This is a genomic window from Paraburkholderia sp. RAU2J (genome assembly GCF_003634845.1).
Lineage (GTDB): Bacteria > Pseudomonadota > Gammaproteobacteria > Burkholderiales > Burkholderiaceae > Paraburkholderia > Paraburkholderia fynbosensis.
The window spans coordinates 1957425-1970956 of record NZ_RBXG01000002.1 but is presented as its reverse complement, the minus strand read 5'-3'; the positions used below and the strand labels follow the sequence as shown (position 1 = coordinate 1970956).

Here is a 13532-nt window from a genome sequence, read left to right as displayed (position 1 = left end):
TGTGCCGCGCGCTTGACGATCATGCCGCCGCACCGCCCAAGGCTGCGCGTTGATCACCTCAGGTCCGGATTTTGCTAATTCAGCGGGCCGATTGTTCGTCGGCAGAAACGGACAGGTCGGGACCGGGCGCCGCTCAAGCGAACGTCCAGCATGTCCCATCCACTGCCTACACTAGAAGATGCGCGCAAGCGCCCTTGCTTCCACAGGAACCCCTATGTCTACCCAGGCCAGCTACTCAACGCGCATTTCGGAAGGCACGCCTTTTCCGCTTGGCGCGACATGGAACGGAAGCGGCGTCAATTTCGCGCTGTTCTCGGCGCACGCCACGCGGGTCGAATTGTGTCTGTTCGATGAAACCGGCGAGAACGAAATAGAACGCATCGAACTGCCGGAATACACCGACGAGGTCTGGCACGTGTTCGTGCCGAATCTCAAACCGGGCGCGATCTACGGTTACCGCGTGCATGGTCCGTACGAGCCGGAAAACGGTCATCGTTTCAATCCGAACAAGCTGCTGCTGGACCCGTATGCGAAAGCGCACATCGGCGAACTCAAATGGGCGCCTGAAATATTCGGCTATACGCTCGACTCGGAAGAGGGCGATCTGTCGTTCGATGAACGCGACAGCGCGCCCTTCGTGCCAAAGTGCAAGGTCGTCGATGCCAATTTTTCGTGGACCCATCCCGAACGCAACGCGTTGCCGTGGGAGCGGGTGATTTTTTATGAAGCCCATGTACGCGGGTTGACGAAACGTCATCCGGAGGTGCCCGAGAATCTGCGCGGCACTTTCGCGGGACTTGGGCAGCAGGTCGTGCTCGACTACATCCGCAACCTCGGCGTGACGTCGGTCGAATTGATGCCGATCCAGACTTTCGTCAACGACAGCTATCTGCTCGACAAAGGCCTCACCAACTACTGGGGCTACAACACGATCGGCTTCTTCGCCGCCGATCCGCGCTTTTTCGCGTCCTCGACCGACTCGGTAGCCGAGTTCAAGGAGATGGTGGACCGCTTTCATCAGGCGGATCTGGAAGTCATTCTCGACGTCGTGTACAACCACACCGCCGAAGGCAACGAACGTGGTCCGACGATTTCGTTCAAGGGCATCGACAATGCCTCGTACTATCGGCTGATGCCTGACGAGCCGCGCTACTACATCAACGACACGGGTACGGGCAACACGCTGAACCTGTCGCATCCCCGCGTGCTGCAAATGGTGACCGACAGCCTGCGCTACTGGGTCACGGAAATGAAGGTCGACGGTTTCCGTTTCGACCTCGCGACGATTCTGGGCCGCGAAACGCACGGCTTCGACGAAGGCGGCGGCTTTCTCGACAGTTGCCGGCAGGACCCCGTGCTCTCCAGCGTGCGGCTGATTGCCGAGCCATGGGATTGCGGCCCTGGCGGCTACCAGGTGGGCGGTTTTCCGCCCGGCTGGGCCGAATGGAACGACCGCTTTCGCGACACCGTGCGCGAATACTGGAAAGGCGACGAAGGCAAGGTCGCCGATCTGGCCACGCGCCTGACTGCGTCGGGCGACAAGTTTAATCATCGCGGGCGGCGTCCATGGGCGAGCGTGAACTTCATCACCGCGCACGACGGTTTCACGCTGAACGATCTCGTCTCATACAACGACAAGCACAACGAAGCCAACGGCGAGGACAACAACGACGGCCACTCCGACAACAAGTCCTGGAACATGGGCGTGGAAGGGCCGACCGACGACCCCGAGATTCGCCAGCAACGCGAGCGGCAGAAACGCAATCTGCTAGCCACGCTGCTGCTCTCGCAAGGCACGCCGATGCTGCTCGCGGGCGACGAATTCGGCCGCACGCAGCGGGGCAACAACAATGCGTATTGCCAGGACAACGAAATCAGCTGGGTCGACTGGGAAGCAATCGACGACGACGGCCGCGCACTCACCGAGTTCGTCAGAAACCTCACCACGTTGCGTCACCGTCTGCCGGTGTTGCGGCGCGGGCGCTTTCTGATCGGCGAATACAACGAAGCGTTGGACGTAACGGACGCACGCTGGCTCTCGCCCGACGGCACGGATATTTCGCCCGAACAATGGGACGATCCGTCGATGCGCTGCTTCGGCCTCGTGATCGACGGACGGGCGCAGGCGAGCGGCATTCGCCGCCTCGCCTCCGACGCGACCCTGTTGCTGATGCTGAACGCGCATCACGACGTGGTCAATTTCACGCTCCCCGAGGTGCCCGAGGGCGCGACCTGGACCTGTCTGCTCGACACCAACATGCCGGTGCGCGCCGAGTTGCCGCAGTTCAGCGCGGGTGACGCGTACCAGGTGACAGGGCGCTCGCTCCTGCTGTTCGCACTCGAAGCGCCGAGCCGCGCGACGCAGCGCGTGTTCGACCGGCTTGAAGAGCAACTGACGTCCGACGAAGGCGAATCGCCCGTCAGTTCCTGATGACTTTTGACGAAGCGCCGGCATCGAGCGCGCGCTGCCGCAATAGTCAGGTATAGCCAGGTACAGGGCTTGCTCGATCGCTGATGGCTGCGCGCGAAATTGCCACGGCGATGAGCGCGCGGCACAGCCGATGTCGGTCTTCGCGAGGTCTAACCAAGGGTGATCAAATGGAACACGAAACAACCGCTCAAGAGGAACAGATTCGCACGCGTGCCTACTATCTGTGGCAACAGGCTACGGACCCCAAGGGCACGCCTGACGAGTATTGGGAGCAGGCACGCGCCGAGATAGAGAAGGAAGCGCCGCCGATCGAAAGCGGGCCCATTGGCGAAGACCCCGCACGCTAGGCATGTGACGAGCGGGACAATGCGGCGCGTAAAACTGGACGTGGGGAGGTAAGCGGTAACGGAACTACGTGCTCGCTCCGGGCATTGCGCGCGAGTCATGAAACACGAAACCGCCGGCATTGAAGCAGCCGACGAAGCGCCGAAGTCCAGTAGTCAATCGTCATGCCGATGCTCCCGCGCCCTGCATGCCGCGAAGCCATCGGCGTGCGCCGGACTCCTGAGCTTATCGAATATCCCCGCAACCGGACAGATCCGCCACATGAAGGACTTACCCGACCCGCGCGGCACGAGACCCGCCACGCGCATACAGGCGCCGCCCGCCGCATTCGGCATCGACGGACTGGTCGCGCTCGGTGTCGGCGTCACCGTGGTCGCGTGCCTGTATTTCGCGAGCGCCGTGCTGATTCCAATCACACTCGCGATTCTGCTCAGCTTTCTCGTCGCGCCGCTGGTCGATTCGCTGGCCCGGCTAAAGCTCGGCCATGTCGCGTCCGTGTTTGCGGCCGTCGTCATGTCGGTGTCGGTCATCGCGATGCTTGCCGCCGTGATCGCCACGCAATTGACCGATCTCGCCGCCGGCATGCCGCGCTATCAGGCCACCATCGAACGCAAGATGGAAACGGTGCACAGCGTAACGATCGGCAAGCTGGACCGCATCGCCGGCGCGGCCGGTCAGGCTTTGCAACGCGCGACCGCCGAACCGCCGCAGCCCGCTGCGCCGCGCGGCGCGGCGGCCGCCTCCGGCGCTCATGCACCGGCTGCCGTGCCCGTCGAAGTCCGCGAGCCAGTACCCACCCCATTCGAACTCGCGCGGCGCGTGCTGTCGCCGGCCATCAGTCCGCTCGAAACCGCGTTCATCGTTTTCGTCGTGATGGTGGTGATCCTGCTGCAACGCGACGACCTGCGCGACCGCGCGATTCGTCTGTTCGGCTCGCGCGACCTGCACCGCACGACCACGGTAATGGACGAGGCCGCGCGGCGTTTGAGCCGGTACTTCGTGTCGCAACTCGGGCTGAACGCGGGCGTGGGCGTGGTGATCGGCAGCGGGCTGTTTCTGATCGGCGTGCCGAGTCCGATCCTGTGGGGCATTCTCGCCGCGTTGTTGCGGCTCGTGCCGTATGTCGGCATCTGGATTTCGGCTACGCTCGCGACCGCGCTCGCCGCCGCCGTGAGTCCCGGCTGGGCGATGGCGATCTGGTCGCTGGCGTTGTTCGTCACGGTGGAGTTACTGGTGGGGCAGGTGGTCGAGCCGCTGCTCTACGGACGCAGCACGGGGCTGTCGCCGTTCTCGGTCGTGGTGGCCGCGATTTTCTGGAGCTGGATCTGGGGGCCGATAGGGCTGATTCTCTCGACGCCGCTCACCTTGTGTCTGCTCGTGCTCGGCCGGCATGTGCGGCGTCTGGAGTTTCTCGACGTATTGCTCGGCGACCAGCCGGCGCTGACGCCCATCGAAAACTTCTACCAGCGGGCGCTGGCCGGCGATCCGGACGAAGCGGTCGAGCAAGCCGAGACGTTGCTGCGCGATTGCTCATTGTCGTCGTATTACGACGACGTGGCGATCAAGGGCCTGCAGCTCGCGGCGAACGACGTGATGCGCGGCAGCGTGACCGCGCCGCAACTGGCGCGGATCGAAGCGACGATCAACGATCTGGTCGATGGTCTGGACGGCTACGAAGACCGCGAGCCGGTGCCGCTCGCGGTGGAGGAAAACTGGAGCGCGGTGGGACCGATGGCGCCCTCGGATATGGAGGCGCAGCCGAAGCTTGAAACGCAGCGCACGCTTGCCCCTGTCGGGACGGCGCGAACGTCGCCGGACAGCAGCGCGGCGAACGAGCCTCCTGCGGCACGTCACGCCGTCAATAGCCGCGTCTTGTGCATTCCCGGACGCGGGCCGCTCGATTCGCTGGCGACGACGATCCTGTTGCAGTTGCTGGGCAAGCATGGGTTTGCAGCACGTTCGCTGCCGCACGAGGCCGCATCGCGTGCGTCGATCGAAACGCTCGACGCGGACGATGTGGGGATCGTCTGCATTTTCTATTTGCAGATCGATGGCATTCCTTCGCATTTGCGCTATATGGTGAGGCGCATTCGCGCGCGCATGCCGAAGGTGTCGATCGTGGTCGGTTTGTGGCCGGCGGAGGACACGGAGAAGTGGAGCGCCGATCTGCAGAGCGCGATAGGCGCGGCGTGTTATGCGACATCGTTGCAGGAAGTGCTGGCGGCTTGCCGGCGGATCGATGCGGCGAAGGTGGTGGAAGAGGAGGTGGTGATGGCCGATGGTTGACGGCCTGTTGCGCCCGCCGCGCCCGGCATGGACCGGAAGAAGCCAAACCGCAAATGCATAAACGCAAGAAAATGCCCGCCGACAGAAGGCGGCGGGCAGTGACGATGCGCTACGTCGAGACCGACGCGCACCGTCTCAACGGCGAGCTGGTTTGTCTGCCGACGATTTGTCCTTGGCAGCCGCCTCCTTGTCAGGAACGATTTTGGTGGTGCCGCCGGTGGACGGCGGATCGCTGGCCGGAAAGCTGTCCTCGACCTCTGTGTCGATCTGCTTTTCGCTCTTGTCGGCGTGCGGGTGCTTTTCCTTATGTGCTGTCATAACGGCTTCTCCTTCAGGTAATCAATCCAATGCCGGAAGTGGCGCGGCATCGCGGTCATCGACGCGCGACGCATGCTCCGCCGCGATCATCGCAAGCGCGGCTTCACGCGACAATTCCCGCCCCATCGCGTCGATCAAACGCGCGGTGAGCGCTTCGCGTTCGCAAGCGAGCACGGCGGCCACCTTGCCGTCTTTCAGATACAACGCGACGAATTGCTGACGCTCCATTTCGCCATCGACGACGATCTCGTCCCACTCGTTGGCATGGCCAAGATAGTCGAAGCGCTTGCCGTAGTGATAGGTCCAGAAATACGGCACGCCGGCATAGCCGTTGCGCGCGCCGCACATGTTCCCGGCAGCGATCCGCGCGTGCTGCTGCGCGACGCGCCAGTGTTCGACACGCAACGGCTCCTGATTCTCGTGCAACGAAAAGACCGCGATATCGCCTGCCGCATAGAGACCCGGCGCGGCCTGCATGCCCGCATTGACGATCACACCGCCATCCTTTTGCAACGGCAAGCCCTCGACAAAGCCGGTGGCCGGTGCGACGCCCGTGCCCAGCAGCACCACGTCGGCGGCGACGTGCTCGCCGCCTTCGAGCATCACCTGATGCACGTTGCCTTCCTCACCTTCGAGCGACGCGACCTTCGCGTCGAGATGAAACACCACGCCATTGTCTTCGTGCAACGTGCGGAACATCGCGCCTGCGCGCTCGCCGAACTGTTTCGCGAACGGCACCTTGTCGGGCGAAATCACGGTTACCCGCGTGCCGCGCTTGCGCAACGCGGACGCCGTTTCGAGGCCGATGAAGCTGCTGCCGAGGATCGCCACCTGGGGCTGTTGCGCGTCGTCGCCGAGCGCGTCGATCAATGCGGCAGCGTCGTCGAGATTGCGCAGCACGTGCACGCCGCCCAATTCGCAACCGGGAATCGCGGGGAGCTTCGGCACGCTGCCGGTGGCGAGCAATGCGGTGTCGTAGGTAAGCGATCCGCCGGTTTCGAAATGGATCGTGCGCGCCGGTACATCGAGGCGCGCAACCCTCGCGACGATCCGTTCGATGCCGTGCTGCTCCAGCCAGTCGGGTGCGAGAAGCGGCGGCACATCGGCGGGCGCCATTTCGGACGACGGTACGAACTTGCTCAGCACGGTGCGATCGTACGGCGCATGCGGCTCGTCGCCGATCAGCGTGATGCGGCCGTCGAAGCCGCGTTCGCGCAATGCAGCGCAGGCCGCGGCACCCGCCGCCCCCGCGCCGATTACTGCGTAGTGCGGCTCGCGCGCGGCGGCGCGCCGTACCGGTTGCGAGAGTTTGTGCGGCGTGACCATCACGTCGTCGCCGCTCACCGCGACCGGATAGCGATCGAGCGCGACGAGCGCGGGCGGTTCGAGCAAGTTGCCGGTGGCGGCATCGAAGCTCGCCTTGTGCCACGGACAGATGATCCGCCCGTTGCAAAGCGCGCCTTGTTCGAGCGGACCGCCCGCGTGCGGGCAGTCGGCTGCGTACGCGTGTACCGTGTCGCCGTCGCGCACCAGCAGGATGGCCTCGCCATCCACCTCGACGCGCTCGGCTCGATCCGCGCGCAGTTGCGATAACTGGGCGACGTGGCGGGCAGTCGTGGACATGGTCGGGTCTCTCCCGGAACAGGTTGGGCCCCACGTGCTGGGCATCGAGTGTCTGCATGCGAGGCGAAGCCGGGCGAGTGCCTGCCGCGCCGCGCTGCGAAATCCCCTCGAATGCGTGGGATGCAGGGGGTTCAGCAATCCACGTGCCCGCTGCGACGCTCACTCAGTGACGCCCGCCGCGCCATCAACACGCTTTGGAAGAAGCACGGAAGTGCGGTAAATTCCAGACAAAGGGACATAGCGCTCGATCACCTGCGCGGCCGATCGCGTGAAAAAACGCCTGTACGACGCGCATGGTCATTATGCTTTTGGACTGTTTTCAATTTCATGGAGATCGTGCCGTGCAGCGTGTGGAACGTGTTGCAGTCGATTTCCCGATGCCATCACGCAATTTCGCGGCGACGCGGCGCATGCTACTGATCGTGCTGGCCGTGTCGATTGTGTTTCCGCTGGCCTGCCTCGCGGGTTACGGCTACTTCGACTACCAGCGCCGCATTGCCGATTCGAACAATATGATCGACCGGCTCGCGCGCGTGACCGAAGAGCAGGCCGTCAAGGTGATGGACCTGAATCGGCAAATGGCTGCGCGCATCGTCGAATTGCTCGGCAGCGCGGACGACGCGCAGATCCGCGCGCGCGAAGCCGAATTGCACGAACGCCTGCGCGAAGTCGGCGGCGACTTTCCGCAGGTGTCGTCGATCTATGTGCTCGGCGCGCGGGGCGACCTGCTGGTGTCGAGCCTCGCGTATCCCGCGCCGGCCATGTCGATCAGTCAGCGCGAAGATTTCATGACCGCGAAAGCGATGCGCCCGCAGCCGTATTTCTCGCTGCCGATGTTCGGGCCGGTGTCGAAGACTAACGTGTTCACCACGATGATCGGCCGCTCGGGCGCGGACGGGCAGTTCATCGGCGCGGTGTCGGTGGCGCTGCGTAACGAGTACTTTTCGCGCTTCTACCGCGAACTGACTGAGGGCGATCCGTCGCTCGTGCTGGCTCTGTATCGCCAGGACGGCAGTCTGCTGGTGCGCTATCCGCCGTGGCCGGCGGGCGCGAACCCGACCTCGCGCAGTGCGTTCAGCGCGGCGCTGCGCGACAAGCAGCTGTTCGGACACGTCCGTTTGCATTCGACCGTGGATGGCGTCGAGCGGCTGCTTGCGTTTCGCCGCGTCGGCGACTATCCGCTCTATGTGGTGAGCGCGTATGCGACCTCGTCGATCGCGAGCGCATGGCGCCGGCATTTCGTGCTGATCGCGGCGCTCACGGCTGTGCCTTGCTTCGCGATCTGGCTGCTGGTGTTCTATTCGCTGCGGCAACTCGCCGGCGAGCGGCGCGCGTGGGAACGCTGGCAAGGCGAAGTGGCAATGCGCCTGTCCGTGGAGGCGTCGAGCCGTCAACTGCAACGCATGGGCGCGCTCGGCAATCTGGTCGCCAACGTCGCGCACGACTTCAACAACCTGCTGATGGTGGTCTCCGCGAACACGGAGCTCGCGCGGCTCAAGCACTACAACAACCTCGAAAAGGAAGTGCTCGCGGTGGAGCGCGCCACCGCCACCGCCGAAGCGCTGACGCGGCGCCTGATGAGCGTCGCGCGCAAGCAGCCGCTCAAACAGGAGGCGATCGACCTCGCACGCTGGCTGCCTACCGCTGCGCCGCTGATCGACGCGGCGCTCGGCGACACCGTCGAGCTCGCGTTGAACATGGTCGACAACGTGTGGCCGGTGCTGGCCGATCCGACCGACCTCGAATTCGCGATCATGAACCTGGCCGTCAACGCGCGCGATGCGATGCCACACGGCGGCCGCTTCGTGATTCGCTGCCAGAACAACCGGCTGGTCGGCAGCGATACCTTGCTGCCCGATGGCGAATACGTGGTGATCGCCTGTTCCGACGACGGCGAGGGCATGCCCGAAGCCGTCGTGCGCCGCGCGTTCGAGCCGCTTTTCACTACCAAGCTGCGCGGCTCGGGCACCGGGCTCGGTCTCGCGCAGGTGCTGTCGATGTGCGAACAGGCGGGCGGCACTGCGAAGATCGACAGCGTGCCGGGCAGCGGCACCACGGTGCGGCTTTATCTGCCGCGTTATCGCGAGCGCAAGGCGACGGCGGACGAGCTGCTGCAGCAGCCGGCGCAGACACCGTCCGGCGTCGTGTTGCTGGTGGAAGACAACGAGGACGTGGCAGCCGGCGTGACGGCGGTGCTGGAGACCTTCGGTTGCGAAGTGCGCCACGAGCCGACCGCCGATCAGGCGCTCGATGTGTTGAACGGCGGCGCGCGTTTCGAACTCGTGCTGTCCGATATCCAGATGCCCGGCAAACTGAACGGCATCGATCTCGCGGAAAAAGTCCGCAGCGCGTGGCCGTCGCAGAGGATCGCGCTGATGACCGGCTACGCCGACGAACTCGAACGCGCGCGACGCCTCGGCGTAGCGATTCTGGCGAAGCCGTTCAACATCGACGAACTGCACGCGCTGGTGGCTTGCGAACCGTAAGGACTCGCGCGCCGCGCCGCGCGCGGCATGTTCGAAACGACTCATGACTTGCGGCATAGCCCTTGCTGAAAAGAAATCGAGGCCCGCGGATCCGGTTGGCGCAACCGGCGCGGCCCACTCACTTTTCGGACAGGAGAACAGTCATGAAGATCAGACACGCACTACTCGTTTCGACGATGCTCGCCGCTTCCTCTCTCGCGATGGCCCAGGCAGGAGGTGGCGCTGGTGGTGGCGGTGGCGGTGGCGGTGGCGGCCCGGCGGGCAACGATCCGAGCGGCGGCACCACGGCCGGCAGCACGCGCGAAGGTGGCGACATGCAGACGCCCGGCACCACCACGCATTCGAAGAAGCATCAGATGAAGCATTCGAAGACGACCAAGCCGGCGACCGACTCGACCAACATGCCGGGCGCGGATGCCAGCAGCGACACGAAGGGGCAGTAAAACCGGCAGCGCGGCGAAGACGCCTACCTGAGGGGCGGTGCGGTGGCCGGTTGCGGCTGATCGTTGCTCGTGGTGCGAGGCGCTCTTCGCCTTTGCTGGTTGTTTGCATGGTGCCGGGTCTGACGGACCCTCGTTGCCGCGCCGCTGCGGCATGTTTCGACGGGTATAGCGCTTGCTGAAATCGCTCACATGCACGGCGTCGAGCGCAACCTTCAAAGCCTCCGATGGGATCGTGCGTTCTATCCATCAGGAGCTTGTCCATGACACTCGGTGACACCATCAAAGGTATGGTCGGGCTGGACCCCACGGGTCACGCCGATCCCGACATGAAAGCCGTGCTCGACGCGCTCAAGAGCCTCAAACCGAAGCCGATCGAAGAATGTTCGGTCGAGGAAGCAAGGCAGCAGCCCACGCCCGCCGACGCCGTGCGCAAACTGATGACCGATCCCGCGTATAGCGCGAGGCCGTCGCTGGAACTGGAAGCAGTGCGCACGACGGACATCGAGATTCCCGGCGCGGTCGGCACGAATCCGGCGCGCGTGTACACGCCGCAAGGCGCGGGACCGTTTCCGCTGATCCTCTATTTTCACGGCGGCGGCTGGGTGATCGCCGATCTCGATACCTACGATGCCACGCCGCGCGCGATGGCCGCGCAAAGCAAGGCCATCGTCGTGTCCGCGCATTATCGTCAGGCGCCCGAGCACCGCTTGCCGGCCGCGCACGACGATGCGTTCGCCGCGTGGCGCTGGCTGGTCGGCAATGCGGCGAGTCTCGGCGGCGAGCCGGACAGGATCGCGGTCATGGGCGAGAGCGCGGGCGGCAATCTGGCGATCAACGTGTCGATCCGCGCGCGCGAAACGGGCACACGCATGCCGCTTCATCAGGCGCTGATCTATCCGGTGGCGAGCAACAACATCGTATCGATCTCCTACGAGGAGAATCGCAACGCAAGGCCGCTGAACAAGCCGATGATGCTGTGGTTCGTGCGTAACGTGATCAACAGCGAGAGCGATCTGACGAGTCCGCTGATCGATGTGGTCAGCACCGATCTGTCGGGCCTGCCGCCGACGGCGATCGTGACCGCGGGCATCGATCCGCTGCGCTCCGATGGCGAGAAGCTCGCGCAGAAACTGCACAGCGCGGGCGTGGCGGTCGAGTACCGCAACTATCGCGGCGCGACGCATGAGTTCTTCGGGATGGCGGCGGTGGTGCAGGCGGCGCGGGACGCGCAGGCGTTCGTGTCGCTGACGCAGCGGCAGGCGTTCGGTGGGGCGCCAATCTAGAAGCAGGGAGGTCCGGCTTTCACGCGGCAACTCGCTATTGCCGCTAATTGCCGGCGATTGTGATTCGATCGCTTCGGCCTGCGATTCATGCGGGTTCACTCACCCAGCAGATGCAGCACGACATCACGATGCTGCGTCTGCCGGCGATGTTCGAACAGATACAGCCCTTGCCATGTGCCGAGCACCATGCGTCCGTGCTCGACCGGCACCGACAGTTGCACCTGGGTAAGCGCCGTGCGCAGATGGGCCGGCATGTCGTCGAGGCCTTCGGCGTCGTGTTCGTAACGCTCGGCGTCCTCGGGCGCGAGGCTCGCGAAGTAGCGCTCCAGATCGCGCTGCACCGAAGGGTCGGCGTTTTCCTGAATCAGCAGCGACGCTGACGTATGGCGGCAAAACAGCGTCAGCAGCCCGGTGTGGATGCCTGTGCCGGAGACAAAGCGGCGCGCTTCGTCGGTGAACTCGGTGAGGCCGCGCGTGCGGGCCTTGATGCTCAGATGATGGATCGCTTGTCGCATGATGGGTGAGCGAGGTGGTTCGTGTGGCGGTGCGAAGCGCTTGAGGCGCTCCGGCTTCGGTGCAGTGACGGGCGCGTGAATCTGAAGATACGTGAATCAGACAAGCGGGCGCGAACTCAAACTCGACCGCCAGTCACACGCTGCCCGCAGCTTCAAATCGACGTCAATACCTCCTCGATTTGCGCAGCGCCGGTTGGCCGAACCACGCGCGCGACTTCGGCGCCGTCACGCATGACCACCAGCGTCGGCCACAGCTTGACCTTGAACGAGCGGCCGAGGGGCCGTCCGGGACCATCTTCGATCTTCAAATGACGGAGGCCGGCATGCGGCGCCAGCGCCTTGACGATCGATGGCTGTGCGCCCTGGCAGTAACCGCACCAGTCGGTGCCGAATTCGACGACGGTGACGCCCGGCAGCGCGTCGAGTTCGGCGCGCGAAGGCGCTTTGGATGAATAGGCTGTCTGGGTTGCCATGCGTGCTCCAATGCTGTTCAGTGCAGGGACGTTGACCGGTGCGGCGGTCCTTGCGCGGGGATTCGCCAAGAGTAGCAGCAATGCCTGGGATCGTCAGCGAGGCCGGCTTGCCGCGCAGGAGCCGCAACGGCCAGGCCGATCGCGCGGTTTGCACGCGAATTCACATATGTGGCGCGTTGACGTGTTAAACATCTTTCCTGCGCCGTCACGAGGCGGCGCGTCATCGCGTTTGGGAAGGGAAATGGGAGCAAGGATCTATCTGCAACATCCGGCCACGGACGACACCGTCGCGGTCGCGACCGGCTTCAGTTGGGGCGCGTGTCTGCTGGGTTTCATCTGGGCGTTATCGAAGAAGATGTGGTTTGCCGCCTTTGTCATGCTGGGCGTCAGTCTGATCCTGTTCGGCATGGGCTTATGGGGCGAAACGGCTGACCTGGTCGGACTCCTGCTGTCGATTCTGTTCGGCGTCGCCTGTGGCGCTTATGGGAATCGGTGGCATCGCTGGACGCTTGAAAAGCGCGGCTACGTCGTGCTATGAGGCGGCGAAGGCGCGATGACTTCGCGATGCGCAGCGAGTCGCCGAAAGGATTTCATCGGATTACCTCAGGGAGGTTTTTCATGCACGTTGCATTTTCAACCGCCGTAAGCAGATCGATGGGAAGCGTCAGGAGGTTTCGCCGGGGCGCGCTGTGCGTGGCGCTGGCGGTGTCGCTCGCCGCCACGCCGTTGGCGTGCGGCGCGCAGTCCGCCGCCGCGCCTGCGGCCGGCGCATCCGGCACACCCGCCATAGCGGGCGCTCCAGGCCCCTCGGCCGCACCGTCGACATCCGCTGCCGACGATACCTTTCTGCTCACCATCTTCCTGCGCCACGACGAATCCAAACCGCTGCCGAAGATCAACGACCAGCTCCGCGCGCAAGGCTTCTTCAAGACCTTTCCGCCGCCGGGCATCGAAGTCGTGTCGTGGTACGTAATGATGGGCATCGGCCAGGTGGTCACGCTGCGCGTGCCCGCGAGCCGGCTGCGCGAAGTCAACCGTGCGATCGAGTCGACCGCGTGGGGCGGCTATCGCACCGAGTTTTATCCGACCTACGACTACAAGGCGCAAGCGCAGCAAATGCGCGCAACCGACGGCAAGTAGCGGCGAGCGTGCACTCAGTTGGTCGTCAACGCGCCGCCATCGTTCTAACGACGCGGTGCAACATGCATGTGGGACGGCGCGCTGCGGGTTTACGCGCCCGCGAGCTAGGTCGATAATGCCCCGGTCGTTCCGGCCCCGAACTTACGGCGCACGTTGCGCCGACCCGGCTCGCTCCATCTGACCCACCGC

Annotated in this window: 12 protein-coding genes; 8 read left to right on the top strand and 4 right to left on the bottom strand. The window is 64.4% G+C overall.

Features of this window, described 5'->3' with window-relative positions; translation table 11 throughout:
* Positions 1 to 214: 214 nt before the first annotated feature.
* The 3 genes from glgX to B0G69_RS26245 all read left to right on the top strand — a co-directional run bounded on the left by glgX (position 215) and on the right by B0G69_RS26245 (position 5062).
* Positions 215 to 2431: a glycogen debranching protein GlgX gene (gene glgX, locus B0G69_RS26255; RefSeq protein ID WP_121322399.1), complete on the top strand. Its 2217-nt coding sequence runs from the start codon at positions 215 to 217 to the stop codon at positions 2429 to 2431.
* Positions 2432 to 2598: 167 nt separating this feature from the next.
* The gene (locus B0G69_RS26250; protein WP_121322397.1) at positions 2599 to 2778 is read left to right on the top strand and encodes a DUF2934 domain-containing protein; all 180 of its coding nucleotides are present in this window, start codon (positions 2599 to 2601) and stop codon (positions 2776 to 2778) included.
* Between the two features lie 259 nt (positions 2779 to 3037).
* On the top strand, positions 3038 to 5062 hold the full coding sequence (locus B0G69_RS26245; RefSeq protein WP_121322395.1) for an AI-2E family transporter: 2025 nt from the start codon (positions 3038 to 3040) through the stop codon (positions 5060 to 5062).
* A 135-nt stretch (positions 5063 to 5197) separates the two neighbouring features.
* Here the strand turns inward: B0G69_RS26245 and B0G69_RS26240 are convergent, their stop codons facing one another.
* Both B0G69_RS26240 and B0G69_RS26235 read right to left on the bottom strand, forming a co-directional pair.
* Complete coding sequence (locus B0G69_RS26240; protein WP_121322393.1) at positions 5198 to 5380, bottom strand: hypothetical protein; 183 nt, start codon at positions 5378 to 5380, stop codon at positions 5198 to 5200.
* A 21-nt stretch (positions 5381 to 5401) separates the two neighbouring features.
* A complete protein-coding gene (locus B0G69_RS26235; protein ID WP_121322391.1) occupies positions 5402 to 7003 on the bottom strand; it encodes an FAD-dependent oxidoreductase in 1602 nt (533 codons plus the stop codon).
* Positions 7004 to 7344: 341 nt separating this feature from the next.
* On the opposite strand from B0G69_RS26235, the gene B0G69_RS26230 reads away from it, so the two are divergent.
* The 3 genes from B0G69_RS26230 to B0G69_RS26220 all read left to right on the top strand — a co-directional run bounded on the left by B0G69_RS26230 (position 7345) and on the right by B0G69_RS26220 (position 11215).
* Positions 7345 to 9489, top strand: a complete 2145-nt coding sequence (locus B0G69_RS26230) for an ATP-binding protein (protein WP_199731341.1) — start codon at positions 7345 to 7347, stop codon at positions 9487 to 9489.
* A 143-nt stretch (positions 9490 to 9632) separates the two neighbouring features.
* Complete coding sequence (locus B0G69_RS26225; protein ID WP_121322389.1) at positions 9633 to 9932, top strand: hypothetical protein; 300 nt, start codon at positions 9633 to 9635, stop codon at positions 9930 to 9932.
* Positions 9933 to 10192: 260 nt separating this feature from the next.
* Positions 10193 to 11215: an alpha/beta hydrolase gene (locus B0G69_RS26220; RefSeq protein ID WP_121322388.1), complete on the top strand. Its 1023-nt coding sequence runs from the start codon at positions 10193 to 10195 to the stop codon at positions 11213 to 11215.
* 95 nt (positions 11216 to 11310) lie between these two features.
* Here B0G69_RS26220 and B0G69_RS26215 read toward each other — a convergent pair whose 3' ends face one another.
* Both B0G69_RS26215 and B0G69_RS26210 read right to left on the bottom strand, forming a co-directional pair.
* Complete coding sequence (locus B0G69_RS26215; RefSeq protein ID WP_121322387.1) at positions 11311 to 11730, bottom strand: secondary thiamine-phosphate synthase enzyme YjbQ; 420 nt, start codon at positions 11728 to 11730, stop codon at positions 11311 to 11313.
* Positions 11731 to 11882: 152 nt separating this feature from the next.
* Positions 11883 to 12203, bottom strand: coding sequence for a thioredoxin family protein (locus tag B0G69_RS26210; RefSeq protein ID WP_121322385.1), 321 nt, complete (start codon positions 12201 to 12203; stop codon positions 11883 to 11885).
* A gap of 241 nt (positions 12204 to 12444) precedes the next feature.
* Here B0G69_RS26210 and B0G69_RS26205 point away from each other — a divergent pair, with 241 nt between their 5' ends.
* Together B0G69_RS26205 and B0G69_RS26200 are read left to right on the top strand one after the other, a co-directional pair.
* Positions 12445 to 12741: a DUF2628 domain-containing protein gene (locus tag B0G69_RS26205; protein ID WP_121322383.1), complete on the top strand. Its 297-nt coding sequence runs from the start codon at positions 12445 to 12447 to the stop codon at positions 12739 to 12741.
* A gap of 116 nt (positions 12742 to 12857) precedes the next feature.
* On the top strand, positions 12858 to 13343 hold the full coding sequence (locus tag B0G69_RS26200) for a hypothetical protein (protein ID WP_121322381.1): 486 nt from the start codon (positions 12858 to 12860) through the stop codon (positions 13341 to 13343).
* Positions 13344 to 13532 lie beyond the last annotated feature (189 nt).

Bases quoted from the DNA above. Each gene is read 5' to 3' on its own strand.
- glgX (WP_121322399.1), top strand. From the start codon at position 215: ATGTCTACCCAGGCCAGCTACTCAACGCGCATTTCGGAAGGCACGCCT.
- B0G69_RS26250 (WP_121322397.1), top strand. From the start codon at position 2,599: ATGGAACACGAAACAACCGCTCAAGAGGAACAGATTCGCACGCGTGCC.
- B0G69_RS26245 (WP_121322395.1), top strand. From the start codon at position 3,038: ATGAAGGACTTACCCGACCCGCGCGGCACGAGACCCGCCACGCGCATA.
- B0G69_RS26240 (WP_121322393.1), bottom strand. From the start codon at position 5,380: ATGACAGCACATAAGGAAAAGCACCCGCACGCCGACAAGAGCGAAAAG.
- B0G69_RS26235 (WP_121322391.1), bottom strand. From the start codon at position 7,003: ATGTCCACGACTGCCCGCCACGTCGCCCAGTTATCGCAACTGCGCGCG.
- B0G69_RS26225 (WP_121322389.1), top strand. From the start codon at position 9,633: ATGAAGATCAGACACGCACTACTCGTTTCGACGATGCTCGCCGCTTCC.
- B0G69_RS26220 (WP_121322388.1), top strand. From the start codon at position 10,193: ATGACACTCGGTGACACCATCAAAGGTATGGTCGGGCTGGACCCCACG.
- B0G69_RS26215 (WP_121322387.1), bottom strand. From the start codon at position 11,730: ATGCGACAAGCGATCCATCATCTGAGCATCAAGGCCCGCACGCGCGGC.
- B0G69_RS26210 (WP_121322385.1), bottom strand. From the start codon at position 12,203: ATGGCAACCCAGACAGCCTATTCATCCAAAGCGCCTTCGCGCGCCGAA.
- B0G69_RS26205 (WP_121322383.1), top strand. From the start codon at position 12,445: ATGGGAGCAAGGATCTATCTGCAACATCCGGCCACGGACGACACCGTC.
- B0G69_RS26200 (WP_121322381.1), top strand. From the start codon at position 12,858: ATGGGAAGCGTCAGGAGGTTTCGCCGGGGCGCGCTGTGCGTGGCGCTG.